The organism is Desulfofundulus sp. TPOSR (genome assembly GCF_011393055.1).
GTDB lineage: Bacteria > Bacillota > Desulfotomaculia > Desulfotomaculales > Desulfovirgulaceae > Desulfofundulus > Desulfofundulus kuznetsovii.
Window position 1 is genome coordinate 459567 of record NZ_JAAOEF010000004.1, and the last position, 12840, is coordinate 472406.

At 58.2% G+C, this 12840-nt stretch carries 9 protein-coding genes and 1 pseudogene; all 10 read right to left on the reverse strand.

Annotation, left to right across the window (positions count from 1 at the left end; translation table 11 throughout):
* Positions 1 to 46: 46 nt before the first annotated feature.
* Complete coding sequence (gene tpiA, locus G7K71_RS17980; RefSeq protein ID WP_166349388.1) at positions 47 to 808, reverse strand: triose-phosphate isomerase; 762 nt, start codon at positions 806 to 808, stop codon at positions 47 to 49.
* 13 nt (positions 809 to 821) lie between these two features.
* The gene (locus G7K71_RS17985) at positions 822 to 1988 is read right to left on the reverse strand and encodes a phosphoglycerate kinase (protein WP_166349623.1); all 1167 of its coding nucleotides are present in this window, start codon (positions 1986 to 1988) and stop codon (positions 822 to 824) included.
* Between the two features lie 193 nt (positions 1989 to 2181).
* Positions 2182 to 3213, reverse strand: a complete 1032-nt coding sequence (gap, locus tag G7K71_RS17990) for a type I glyceraldehyde-3-phosphate dehydrogenase (protein WP_013824287.1) — start codon at positions 3211 to 3213, stop codon at positions 2182 to 2184.
* Between the two features lie 233 nt (positions 3214 to 3446).
* Complete coding sequence (gene rpoN / locus G7K71_RS17995; RefSeq protein ID WP_013824288.1) at positions 3447 to 4862, reverse strand: RNA polymerase factor sigma-54; 1416 nt, start codon at positions 4860 to 4862, stop codon at positions 3447 to 3449.
* Positions 4863 to 5014: 152 nt separating this feature from the next.
* A pseudogene (gene whiA, locus G7K71_RS18000) lies at positions 5015 to 5960 on the reverse strand (DNA-binding protein WhiA).
* Between the two features lie 59 nt (positions 5961 to 6019).
* A complete protein-coding gene (locus tag G7K71_RS18005) occupies positions 6020 to 6880 on the reverse strand; it encodes a polysaccharide deacetylase family protein (RefSeq protein ID WP_166349391.1) in 861 nt (286 codons plus the stop codon).
* A 159-nt stretch (positions 6881 to 7039) separates the two neighbouring features.
* Positions 7040 to 8374, reverse strand: coding sequence for a gluconeogenesis factor YvcK family protein (yvcK, locus tag G7K71_RS18010; RefSeq protein ID WP_166349394.1), 1335 nt, complete (start codon positions 8372 to 8374; stop codon positions 7040 to 7042).
* Positions 8375 to 8390: 16 nt separating this feature from the next.
* A complete protein-coding gene (gene rapZ, locus G7K71_RS18015; protein WP_013824292.1) occupies positions 8391 to 9242 on the reverse strand; it encodes an RNase adapter RapZ in 852 nt (283 codons plus the stop codon).
* A 386-nt stretch (positions 9243 to 9628) separates the two neighbouring features.
* Entirely contained in the window at positions 9629 to 10690 is a 1062-nt protein-coding gene (locus G7K71_RS18020; RefSeq protein WP_166349397.1) for a bifunctional phosphoglucose/phosphomannose isomerase, read from the reverse strand.
* Positions 10691 to 10869: 179 nt separating this feature from the next.
* The gene (locus G7K71_RS18025; protein ID WP_166349400.1) at positions 10870 to 12840 is read right to left on the reverse strand and encodes an amylo-alpha-1,6-glucosidase; all 1971 of its coding nucleotides are present in this window, start codon (positions 12838 to 12840) and stop codon (positions 10870 to 10872) included.

Below are 12840 nucleotides of genomic sequence, written 5' to 3' on the forward strand. Positions count from 1 at the left end.
CTGGTTTGGCCTGCTTTGTTTTGCAGCAAAAGCACCGTTTGGCGATCTATTCCCGCAGCGCCGCCCGGACAATGGCGGCAAAGCTGTCCACCTTCAAGCTGGCGCCGCCCACCAGGGCGCCGTCTATATCGGGCTGCCCCAGCAGTTCGGCGGCATTTTCCGGCTTAACGCTGCCGCCGTACTGGATGCGCACCTGCCGGGCCGCCTCCCGGCCGCCCATCTCGGCCAGCAGGCAGCGGATAAAGGCGTTCACCTGCTGGGCGTCTTCCGGCGAAGCCGTGCGTCCGGTGCCGATGGCCCACACCGGCTCGTAGGCCACCACCAGGCCGGCCAGCTCGGTGCCGGAAAGGCCGGCCAGTGAACGGCGCACCTGTGCACCGACAACCCTTTCCGTATGTCCCGCTTCCCTCTCCTCCAGGCGTTCGCCCACGCAAACAATGGGAACGAGCCCGTGTTTAAGGGCCGCTTTTACCTTGGCGTTGACATCCTCATCACTTTCGCCGAAATACTGCCGCCGTTCCGAGTGGCCCAGGATCACGTAGCGGCAGCCGATTTCCTTCAACATGACCGGGGAAATTTCCCCCGTATAGGCTCCTTCTTCGGCCCGGTGCATATTCTGTGCGCCCAGGACGATGTTGCTGCCCTCCAGTTCCCGGGCCACGGCGTACAGGGCGGTAAAGGGGGGACAGACGGCCACCTCCACCCCCTGGACGCCGGCCAGGGCCTCTTTTAGCCCCCGCACGAATTCTACCGCTTCGGTGACGGTCTTATACATTTTCCAGTTACCCGCCAGAAGGGGTATACGCATGTTTATCTCTCCCTCACTTCCCTGTGTCCATTAACACGGCCACGCCGGGCAGGACCTTCCCTTCCAGAAACTCCAGGGAGGCGCCGCCGCCGGTGGAAATATGGGACATCCTGCCGGCCACCCCGGCCTTTTCCACCGCCGCCGCCGTATCTCCCCCGCCCACGATGGTGGTGGCTTTGCTATCGGCCAGCGCCTTTGCCAGGCCAAAGGTGCCCGCGGCAAAGGGGGCCATCTCGAAGACACCCATGGGGCCGTTCCAGATGACGGTACCGGCATCGCGCACTTCGGCGGCAAAGGATTCTACCGTTTTCGGGCCGATGTCCAGGGCCATCCACTCTTCCGGCACGGCATCCGCCGGTACCACCCTGGGTTCCGCTTCCGGGCGGGCCGCCTCGGCAACCACCAGGTCCACGGGCAGCAGCAGCTTGACGCCCGCCTTTTCCGCCCGGGCCATTAAATCCCGGGCCAGAGCCACCCGATCCGCTTCCAGCAGCGACTTGCCCAGCGCAAAACCCCGGGCGGCCAGGAAGGTATTGGCCATGCCCCCGCCAATGAGCAGGGCGTCCACCTTGCCCAGGAGGTTTTCAATCACGCCAATCTTATCGGAAACCTTGGCCCCACCCAGGATGGCCACAAAGGGACGGGTGGGGTTGGACAGGGCCTGGCTCAGCACGGTAATTTCCTTTTCCATCAAGAACCCGGCCGCGGCGGGCAAAAAGTGGGCCACCCCCTCGGTGGAGGCGTGGGCCCGGTGGGCGGTGCCGAAAGCGTCGTTCACATAAACGTCGGCCAGTTCGGCCAGCTGCCGGGCAAACTTTTCATCGTTTTTTTCCTCCCCGGGGTAAAAACGCACATTTTCCAGCAGCACCACATCGCCGGGCTGCATGCCGTTTATGGCCTGCCTGGGTTCATCCCCTATACAGTCGTCCACCTTGACCACCGGCTTGCCCAGCAACTCCGAAAGGCGCCGGGCCACCGGATCCAGGCGGTAGCGGTCGTCCACTTTGCCCTTGGGACGCCCCAAATGGGAGGCCAGGATTACCTTGGCCTGCCTGTCAATCAGGTACTGTATGGTCGGCAGCGCCGCCCGGATCCGGGTGTCATCGGCAACATTACCCTCCTGGTCCAGGGGTACGTTAAAATCCACCCGTACCAGTACCCGTTTACCGGTTACTTCCATGTCCCGGATGGTTTTAATCACGCATATACCTCCCTCGCGGCATAATATTCGGGCGGTAATCTTCCCTCCCGGCGAAAGGCCGGGGAAGGGCGCCGCCCTTTTTATTTAATATTGCCCATTACCTGTTCCGGCGGGCGCCGCGTCAGGGGCCCGCCGGAAACACCTGCCTATGTATATTCTTTGACATGTTTTACTAAAATCCTCTCCGGGCCATATATAAAATTAAGTCCAGGATGCGATTGGAATAACCCCATTCATTGTCGTACCAGGCCACCACTTTAACCATATCCTCGCCAATGACCATGGTCGAGGGGCCGTCCACAATGGCCGAGTGGGGGTCCCCGCAGTAATCCACCGACACCAAAGGCAGGTCGCTGTAAGCCAGGATCCCCTTAAGCCCACCTTCGGAGGCATCCTTCAAAGCTCCGTTTACTTCCTCCGCCGTAACGGGACGGCGCAGCTGGGCCACAAAATCCACCACGCTGACATTGGGCGTGGGCACCCGCATGGCCATACCGTTCAACTTGCCTTTCAGTTGCGGGAGCACCAGCTCCACCGCCCTGGCCGCACCGGTGGTGGTGGGAATAATGCTCATGCCGGCGGCCCGGCCCCGGCGCAGGTCCCGGTGGGGCATATCCAGGATCTGCTGATCGTTGGTATAGGCATGGACGGTGGTCATGAGACCTTTGACAATGCCGAACTGCTCATCCAGCACTTTGGCCACCGGTGCCAGGCAGTTGGTGGTACAGGAGGCATTGGAAATCACATGATGTACGGCAGGATTATAAAGCTCCTCGTTAACGCCCATGACCACTGTGAGGACGTCGCCCTTGGCCGGGGCGCTGATGATCACCTTCTTGGCTCCGCTGGAAAGATGGACGGCGGCATCTTCCGCCGTTCTAAATTTGCCGGTGGACTCCACCACCACATCCACCCCCAGTTTGCCCCAGGGGATGCTGGCGGGGTCCGCCTCGGCAAAGACAGCGATCTCCCGGTCGTTTACCACCAGGGAGCGCTCATCGGCCTGCACGTCGGCGTCCAGCCGGCCGTGCACCGAATCGTATTTCAGAGCGTGGGCAAGGGTGCGGACGTAGTTTCCATTTGCCGGAAGCCGCCGGGACTTGTGGTTTACGGCTACCACCTGGATCTCGGGATACCGGAGCGATGCCCGCAGGACATTCCTCCCGATCCGGCCGAAACCATTAATCCCTATTTTTACCGTCATTATTCCCTCTCGCTCCTTTCAATAGTATACCTCATTTAGTAAAATTTATTTGAATTATGATATTCTTATTCGCTATCCAGTTAAATAGTTCCTCCTTTTTCTGGTTAATTGAGATAAAAAATTGGGTACCGTTTGCAAAACAGTACCCTTTAAAGCTGCCCGTGTATGGAGGTTTTCCAGATCTGCGCAGGCCGCCGCAAAGGAAATATCCCGCGGGATGATCTCCAAGGGACTCAGTACCGCTTCCTCTGCTGTACGGGGGGGATGCCCAGTTCGCCCCGGTATTTAGCTACGGTGCGCCGGGAGATGTGAATTCCTTGTTTACATAAAATTTCAGCAATCTTCTGGTCATTTAAGGGCTCTTTGGGATCCTCCGCCGCCACTATTTCCTGGAGCATCTTCTTAATGCTTTCAGCAGAGGTCAGGTTCCCGCCGTCACTGTTGATCCCGGTAGGGAAGAAATATTTCATTTCAAATACTCCCTGGGGGGTCTGGATATACTTGTTGGAAGTGGCCCGGCTCACGGTAGATTCGTGCAGGCCGACCATTTCAGCCACCTGTTTTAAATTAAGAGGTTTCAAATATTTCACCCCGTGGTCCAGGAAATCCCGCTGCAGCTGCACCAGGCAGCTGGCCACCTTGTAAAGGGTCAAACGCCGCTGTTCTATGCTGCGGATCAACCAGGCCGCCGCATTGAGCTTGCTTTCCACAAACCGGCGAGTGCGGGAGTCGTAATTTTCCTGCTGGCTTAGCACGGAGCGGTAGGTAGGGTTGATGGTCAGGCGGGGCACGGATACATCGTTGATAAGGATGACATAGTCGTCTCCCACCTTTTCCACCACTATATCCGGTACCACATAGCGCACGTCATGGGGGGTGGAAAAATTACGGCCGGGCTTCGGGTCAAGGGTTTTCAAAATATCGGCCACCCGCTGGATTTCCCGGACATGGACATTAAACTGCTGAGCCAGGCGGTTAAGCTTGCCCCTGGCCAGATCCACCAGGTGATAGCGGATAATCTTTTCCAGCAGCGTATCTTTAATGCCCAACTGGTTGACCTGAATGAGCAGGCATTCCTGAAGGGTACGGGCACCTACCCCCGGCGGGTCAAAGGTCTGGATCAGTTTCAGCGTCTCTTCTACGGCCCCGGGATGTACGGCCAGCTGCTTGGCGGCCTCCTCCACACTGGTCTGGAGGTAGCCGTGCTCGTCAATATTGCCGATCAGGTATTCGCCGATAACCCTTGCCTCGGGGCTGCATTTGCTCAAATACAGCTGGAACATCAGGTGTTCCATCAGGGTAGGCGCCTGGGAAAGGAAACTTTCGTAATTGTGGGCAGGGGGCTCGGGATCCCGCTCCGCCCGGGGAAAACCCAGATCGCTGGAATCCTGGAAATACTCCTCCCAGTCCAGATCGTATTCCCTGTTTTCTTCTTCCCTCTCAAGCTCCCACTCAAATTCTCCTTCTTCCCCGTTTCCGTCGCCTTCTTCTTCCCGCAGCTCCAGAAGAGGATTCTCCTGCAGCTGTTGTTCTATATACAGAGAAAGCTCCAGGGAGGACAGCTGCAGCACGGTTATGGCCTGACGCAGCTCGGGAGTCATGATTAACTTTTGCGTTTGTTCCACGTTAAGTCCGTAACCCAGGCGCATGGGCCTTCAACTCCTCCAAAGCTCCGTCATTAATAACGTTAATTAAATCCCGGAAGATTAATTAACTCTCTAAAAGGATACTTATTCTCTAAAACCGCGAGTTTCTCCTGCCGCCTTTTGCCCGGTAACAGCATATTCGGACGGTAATTGTTTCATTCACCGCCATGCCGGAGCCTGTTGGCGATTTCATCCAGCCTGCGCAGCCGGTGGTTTACGCCCGATTTTCCCACCCGGGGCTCGAGTATTTCCCCCAGCTCCCTCAGGCTTGCATCGGGATACTGCAGGCGGGCCTCGGCTACCTGCCGCAAAGCCGGCGGAAGCTTTTCCAGCCCCATGGTGGCGGCAATGAAACGGATATTCTCCACCTGGCGCAGGGCCGCATCCACTACTTTGTTCAGATTGGCCGTTTCACAGTTCACCAGGCGGTTCACCTGGTTGCGCACGTCTTTGTATATGCGTACGTTTTCAAAATCTAAAAGGGCCGTATGGGCTCCCATAATATTCAGCAGGGCTACAATCTGGTCGCTGTCCTTTAAATATACCACATGCCAGTTTTTGCGGGCGCTCACCCGCGCCTCCAGGCCAAATTCCCCCATCAGCCGGCCAAGCGCCCGGGCATGCTCGGCGTTGCCCGTGATGATCTCCAGGTGATAGGTGCCCTCGGGGTTGTTCACCGAACCGCCCCCCCAGGAATGCTCCCCGCAGGTAGGCCCGGCGGCAGCATTCCCGGCGCACCAGTTCCCTGGGAATGCCCCCGGTCAACTGGCCCCGGGCATCCGCCATACCCAGGCGGCGCAGGATTTCGCTCATCCCGGTCGGGGGGGAGACCCGCACCTGGTAGAGGTTTTTTTTGCGCAGCCGGTTCTTACGCTTTACCAGAACCTCGGTGTGCACACCAAAGATTTCTTTGAAAAGGGAAAATATTTTGCGGGCTACCGCTGCATTTCCGGTACCGATGGTAAGGGCGGCTTCAGGTTCCGATCCAACGGACAGGCTGCCGTCCATTTTGACCAGGGCGGCCAGTTCGGCCAGCTTGCAGCATTTTTCCTTCCCCACCACCCGGGCCAGTTCATTTTTGGTCAGGGTAGAAAAGGACATTTAAGTTCACCTTGAAGATATTATACCACACCGGGGAAAGATTTTTCTGGCCTTTTCCTTTAAGGTGAGGGGGGTAAGGGGGGATAATAATGCTTCACCAGTTCCGTAATGAACTTCTGCAAGTCGTAGCTGCCCTTGACCCGCACCCGTTTCAGGGTAAAGGGGTCATCCCCGGGGCCTGCCAGCCCCTGCCCGGTCGTAACGGCGGCACGGTACCCGCTTTCCCTCACCACCCGGGCCAGCTCATGGTTGTACTTACCATAGGGGTAGCAGAAAACCTCTACCGGCCGCCCCAGATGGGCTTCCAGCAGGGCCTTGCTTTCCCTTATCTGGCGCCGGGCTTCCTCCAGGGGGATCTGGGTCAAGCAGGGGTGATCCAGGGTATGGGCGCCGATGGTTATGCCGTAATCGGCCATCTCCTTAAGCTCCCGCCAGCCGGCCATTTTGTTGACCGGCTGGATTTTGGCGTCGAAGACATTGGTTTTGCCTACGGTATTGGCCACCACAAAGATGGTGGCGGTAAAACCGTATTTTTTTAGTATGGGAAAGGCATGGGTGTAGTTGTCCAGGTAGCCGTCGTCAAAGGTAATCACCACCGGCCGGGGCGGGAGAGGTTTGCCCTTTTGGAAGTGATCCACCACGTCGGTAAGGGAAACTGTGTGAAACCCGTGGCCGGCCAGGTACTCCATTTGCCGGGCGAACTTCTGCGGGGGCACCCGCAGCCCCAGGCCTCCCGTACGGGGATCGGGGTTTACCTTGTGGTACATCAGAATGGGTATCCCTCTCTCTCCTCCCTCAGGCGGCGGGAGGGGAGGGGCCAGGCTCTGGGCCAGGGAATCGGCAGCGTGCCGGCTACCGCCCAGAACCAGCAGAAAAAGCAAGGGCAGCGTCACGATGGCGGTTAAAATCCTTGTGCTCATCTACTCCTCCAGAATTCTTTTCCGAAAATAAGATCTTTTAAGAAAAATGTACTATTATGTCTAAACAAAATCTTAACACCCGGCTTTAACCCTGACAACTGCCATTTCGACAAAAAACCCTCCGCTTTCCGCGGAAGGGTGGTTTACTTTTTAACGGGGTCACATGCGCCCCGAATGAAAACCGCCGCTAATAGAGCCGTTGAACAACCTGAAGGATTCCCCCGTTTTGCGCTCCAGGAGGGCCAGTTCCAGGATCAGCCGGGCCAGTTTATCGGGATGATGGCGGACCACGTTGCTTTCGTGCACCAGGTTGGCACCAATGACCTCGACTCCCATCTGCCGCAGTTTCTCCGCATCCACCGCCACCGGCACGGCTCCCTCCCGGCGGTAGCGTGCCTTCAGCCGGGCCGGTATGCCGCCCTGGTTGACCACCACGTAATCCACAATGGGACCGGCGTGGGTGAAAATGGCCTGGAGATGGTCGCTGGCGGCGTAACCGTCGGTTTCCCCGGGCTGGGTCATCACGTTGCAAACGTAAATTCGCACGGCCCTGGTGCGGGCAATGGCCTCCGGAATTCCCCGCACCAGGAGGTTGGGCAGGATGCTGGTATAAAGGCTCCCCGGCCCCAATACCACCGCATCCGCCCCGGCAATGGCCTGCAGCGCCTCGGGCAGGGGGTAGCAATCCCCCGGCACCAGGAAAACCCGTTTAATGGGTTTCCTGCACCGGGGAATGGTAGATTCCCCGTATACCAGCGTACCGTCGGATAGTTCCGCCCCCAGCACCACATTCTGCAGGGTAACGGGCAATACCTGCCCCCTGACGGCCAGCACCTTGCTTAAAGCCTGCACGGCTTCGTGAAACCCTCCGGCCATGTGGTTCAGCGCCGCCAGGAGCAGGTTGCCCAGGTTGTGGCCGGCCAGGTCGCCGCTTTTAAAGCGGTACTGGAGCAGATCCTCCATCAACGATTCCTTATCGGCCAGGGCTACCAGGCAGTTGCGGATGTCCCCCGGGGGAAGCATGCCCAGCTCCCCCCTCAGCCGGCCGGAACTCCCACCATCATCGGCCACGGTAACAATGGCCGTAATATTGCTGGTATACTCTTTCAAGCCCCTCAACAGTACGGACAGCCCCGTACCCCCGCCAATTACCACTATGCGGGGCCCCCGGCGCAGGTGCTGGCGGGTATAGATAATATCCGCCAGGCGCGTACGCTCTTCGGGTGCCAGAACATCCACCACTGATTTAAAGGCCTTGAAGTTCCCGTAGACCAGGGCTGGCAGGCCCAGCACCAGGAGAAGCGCGCCCCCGATCCAAACCCGCCCCGGGCCGAAAAGCTCCGCAAACCAGGCCACCAGCACCGCCTGGTGCTCCCGGGGCAGAGATCGGCCCATAAGGCCGATGCCGGCAGCAGCCAGCACCAGGCCCAAAAAGGCCAGGGCCAGCCAGCGTTTGAAATGCAAGCCGGGGTAAAGCCACTTGAACAGGTGCATCAGTTTCACCCCTGTCTTAACGGGGAAGATCCCGGTGCCGCACGGCCACCCGGTAACCCTGCTCCGCCAGGTGGGCCCCCAGGCAGTTGGCCAGGGTTACGGAACGGTGCTGGCCGCCGGTGCAGCCAACGGCAATGGTCAGGGTAGTTTTCCCTTCCTGGATGTATTGGGGAAGTAGAAAATCAATAAACTGGTAGAACCGGCTCACGAATTCCTGGCTCACCGGGGCGCGCAGGACATAATCCCGCACGGCCGGATCGTTTCCGGTCAGCGGGCGCAGCGCCGGGTCGTAATGGGGGTTGGGCAAAAAACGCACGTCAAAAACCAGGTCGCTGTCCAGGGGTATACCGTATTTGTACCCGAAGGAAATTATTGTAATGCGCAGGGGCGCCCCGGCATTATCGCCAAATAAACTGACCAGCTCTTCTTTCAGCTGCTGGGGGGTCATTTCGGAAGTGTCAATTATTTTATGGGCCCGCCCCCGCAGTTCCCGCAGCCGCTCCCTTTCCTGCCGTATGCTCTGCAGCACCTCCCCGTCCACGCTCAGGGGGTGGCTGCGGCGGGACTCCTTGTACCGGCGGACCAGGGTGGCATCGGAGGTTTCCAGGAACAATATCTCGTAGCGCAGCCCCTCCTGCTCCAGGCCGGCCAGCACTTCAAAGAGGGCGTCGAAAAACTCCCCACCGCGGATATCCACCACTACTGCTATTTTATTAATCCCCCGGGAAGATTGTGAACAAAGCTCCAGAAATTTGGGAATGAGCCTGGGAGGCAGGTTGTCCACACAAAAGAAGCCCAGATCCTCCAGAATCCTTAAGGCCTGGGTCTTACCGGCCCCCGAAAGGCCGGTCACGATTACCAGCCGCATAATTATCACCACTCGTTGCCCGGCTCAATTTGCCGAATACGTAAGTGTTCAGTTAACCCGCTTAAGGCACGGCGTTGTCCCGCTCACTCATATGCTCCGCGCCGACAGCACCACGGTTCGCTTCGGGCCGGCTCTGGCTCTCTGCGGATTGCCCGGCACTAATAATTCTTCGTTGTCACATCTTAACTTAATATGTTTTCGGTGTCTTCTTCCGAACAGTTAATCATGCGTCCTCGAGAGCCGAGCCGGCGGCCTCGCTTCACCGGGTGCTGTTACCGGCGCTCCGCAAAATCGTTCGCTCTGGACAACGCCGTGCCATTGTAGTAAACAGAGCGGTTTTACCGAACATTTACCGGAATACAAAAGGCTCCCCGGCGTTGTCCCGCTCACTCCTCTGCCAGGCGGGCTTTGAGGGTGTCGATCACCCTGACCGGGCCGGGGTCCACGCCGTAGAGCATGGCCAGGTACACGCTGGCATAATCTCCGATATACACCAGGGAGTACATGCGGGCCAGGGCGCCGCTGCCCCGGGCCATTATTTCGACAACACCGGCCACCGCACCTTCCATGATTTCGCGGGTAATGGCAAAACGCTTCTGCACCCGCGGGTGATCCCGGGGATCCCGCAAAATAACCACATAAAGCCGGCGCAGAAGTTCACCGGGAAACTCAAAGCCGACCAGCTCATTATGGTTTAACTCCGGAAACACGTTCCAGCAGGCCGGGGCCTTGGCATTTTCATTGATCTGCCCTTTCCAGCGCTGGGCCACCACTTCCGTGGTCCCGCTGGAACCCCAGATTACGGGAATGCGATTGTGGAAACTGGCCGCCAGCATCTTGGCCTGGTTGGAATCCCGCGGAACTTCCGGCTTGAGCTCCTCCCGCATGGATTGCAGCAGGGAAACGCACTCGGCCACCTCATGGCTGAGGTCCGGCAACAGGCCCATCCGGTAAAGCACGGCCAGGGTGGGAATGAAAAGGTATCCCGTTGCCGAACGGGGGGCAATGCCGCCGGGCACGGTAATCACCGGCACGCCGTCGTTCCTGGCCATTTCGCCCAATTTGCCGCCGGTGGTCAGGACCACAAGCGAAGCACCTTTTTCCCGGGCCTGGGCATAGGCACTCAAGGTTTCCTCGGTGTTGCCGGAATAGCTGACGGCAAAAACCAGGGTGTGCGGTCCCACAAATTCGGGCAGCACGTAGTCCCGGTTGACCACCACCGGCACATCCAGTCGCTGCGCGGCATAGACCCGCAGGAGATCACCCCCGATGGCCGAACCACCAAGGCCGGTAACCACTACCTGGCGGAGATCATCCATGGGAGAAACGTCGGCGGCCATCCCCAGTTCCCAGGCCCGGGCACACTGTTCGGGCAGCTCCCACAGGGCCTTGAGCATTCCCTTCGTATCGGCATTATACATGGCCTGTACATCATCCAGAACGGGCAAAATGAACCCCTCCCTCGAAAATAGTCGTCGGTCGTCAGTCGTCAGTCGTCGGGATAACCGGAATTCGCTAAAGCGAATTCCAGATTGAACTTGCTTGATCGATTTTCATGATTATATGGAGAGAACGAACGTTCTCACAGGGAACTTCTTTAATTAAAAATTTTAAAACTCTAAATTTGTTAAAATTGCGGTCTGATTTCCAGCACGTCCTCCACATAGGCCCGAAGCACTTCCGCCACACCCCAGGCCTGGGCAATACACCCCCGGGGGACAACGGGCTCGTTGCCGTCAAAGATTTCGGAAATATAGCCCACCCCGTGGTCCCGCAGCTGGTCCTGGAAAGGAGCAAGGAAACGTGCCGCCTGCAGCCGGCTGGCCGGGGAGTAATGGTGCACCTGGCGCCAGGCCGTAACAAATGGCCCGATCAACCAGCTCCAGACCGTCCCCTGATGGTAGGCTCCGTCCCGCTGCCACCGGTCGCCGCTATAAACCCCCCGGTACCGGGGGTCGCCGGGGGATAAGGAGCGCAGCCCGTAGGTGGCGTATAGTTCCTGCCAGACACGGGTCAGCACCCTTCGCCCTCTTCCGGCATCAACTACGGTGAAAGGCAGGCTTAAGGCAATAACCTGGTTGGGGCGCAGGGAAGCGTCCTTCCCCTGCTCACCGACCACATCGTAGAGATAGCCGCTTTCCTCAAACCAGAATTCCCGCAAAAAACTTTCCCTGTGCTTTTCCAGCAGGTCCTGGTAGGAAAAAGCATCCCCGTACCGGACGGCCAGTTCCCGCAATACGCACAGGGCATTGTACCAGAGGGCGTTGATTTCCACCGCCTTGCCGTGGCGGGGCGTGACGACCCAGTGATCCACCCTGGCATCCATCCAGGTCAGCTGCAGCTCCGGAGAGCCTGCCGCCAGGAGCCCGTCCTCGTCCACTTTAATGTTAAAGTGAGTTCCCTTGATGTAATGGTAGACAATCTCCTTGAGGACCGGGTAGATCACTTCGCGGCCAAAGGTATGGTCCCGTGTGTACTGCAGGTACTTCCAGGCCGCCCAGAAAAACCACAGGGAAGCATCCACCGTGTTGTAAAGGGGCTCCCTGCCGGCATCGGTAAACATGTTCGGCAGAAGCCCGTCCTTGCAGTAACGGGCATAAGTGAGCAGGATGTCCCGGGCGTCATCGTAACGCCGGGTAACCAGGGTCAACCCGGGCAGGGCAATCATGGTGTCCCTTCCCCAGTCGTTAAACCAGTGATAACCGGCGATGATACTTTTCGCGCCCGTGGACTGGCGGTAGACAATAAAGCTGTCCGCGGCCTGCACCAGCTGGCGGGCTAAAACGCTCCGGTACCCGGCCCTTTTCACCAGCTCCTGCAGGCGGCGAATTTCCACCTCCAAAAGGGCTCTCCCATCGAGGGTAAAAACTTCCTCCAGGGTGGCAATAAAAGTAATGGTTTTGGTCTCCCGCGGCTCCAGAGAAATGGTAAAATCGCCGGGTATAAAATGATCCTCCCGGGCGTCCAGACCCCGTCTCTGTTCCTCCACGTAAAACATATCGTAAAACCAGTCATCGCGGCCGTGGAACTTACCTTCACTGCAAACCAGGCGCAGGGCGGGATTCCGTGGCACCACCTTTACCGCCACCCCGTAGGGAATATTTTCCCGGCAAAAGTTAAGTTGCCCCCGCCGGACGGTCCAGTGGAAATCCCGGCAGTTGACCAGGGGAGTCAAGCGCAGGACGGCCGGTTCGGCACCGTTGATGACGCGATACAGGATGACGGTGCTGTTTTCACCGTAGATCATAAAAATTTGCTTTTGCAGGGTTATGTCACCAAAGGAAAAAACAAAGGTGGGAAATGGGTTAAACAGTACCTGCTGCAGGTGGACAAATCCGAATTCCGTCACGCCCCCCCCGGTGTGGTTGGTGGCCAGGTTGTACGTCCGCTGGGGGGTTTCCAGGCGTTCATCCAGTTTGGCCAGAAGCAAATTGCGCTGTACCGGCGGGGAAAGGGACGCCACGAGCAGACCGTGGTACTTGCGGGTATTGACCCCGATAATGGTGGAGGAGGCATAACCACCAAGACCATTGGTGACCAGCCATTCCTTTTCAATACCCCGCTCGAAGTTGCGCCATTCCCCTTTGCCAAAGCGCAA

What these genes read in the sequence shown, in the direction of transcription:
- G7K71_RS18005 (WP_166349391.1), bottom strand. Translation starts at nt 6,880, where the DNA reads ATGAGCACAAGGATTTTAACCGCCATCGTGACGCTGCCCTTGCTTTTT.
- yvcK (WP_166349394.1), bottom strand. Translation starts at nt 8,374, where the DNA reads ATGCACCTGTTCAAGTGGCTTTACCCCGGCTTGCATTTCAAACGCTGG.
- G7K71_RS17985 (WP_166349623.1), bottom strand. Translation starts at nt 1,988, where the DNA reads ATGGAAGTAACCGGTAAACGGGTACTGGTACGGGTGGATTTTAACGTA.
- rpoN (WP_013824288.1), bottom strand. Translation starts at nt 4,862, where the DNA reads ATGCGCCTGGGTTACGGACTTAACGTGGAACAAACGCAAAAGTTAATC.
- rapZ (WP_013824292.1), bottom strand. Translation starts at nt 9,242, where the DNA reads ATGCGGCTGGTAATCGTGACCGGCCTTTCGGGGGCCGGTAAGACCCAG.
- gap (WP_013824287.1), bottom strand. Translation starts at nt 3,213, where the DNA reads ATGACGGTAAAAATAGGGATTAATGGTTTCGGCCGGATCGGGAGGAAT.
- tpiA (WP_166349388.1), bottom strand. Translation starts at nt 808, where the DNA reads ATGCGTATACCCCTTCTGGCGGGTAACTGGAAAATGTATAAGACCGTC.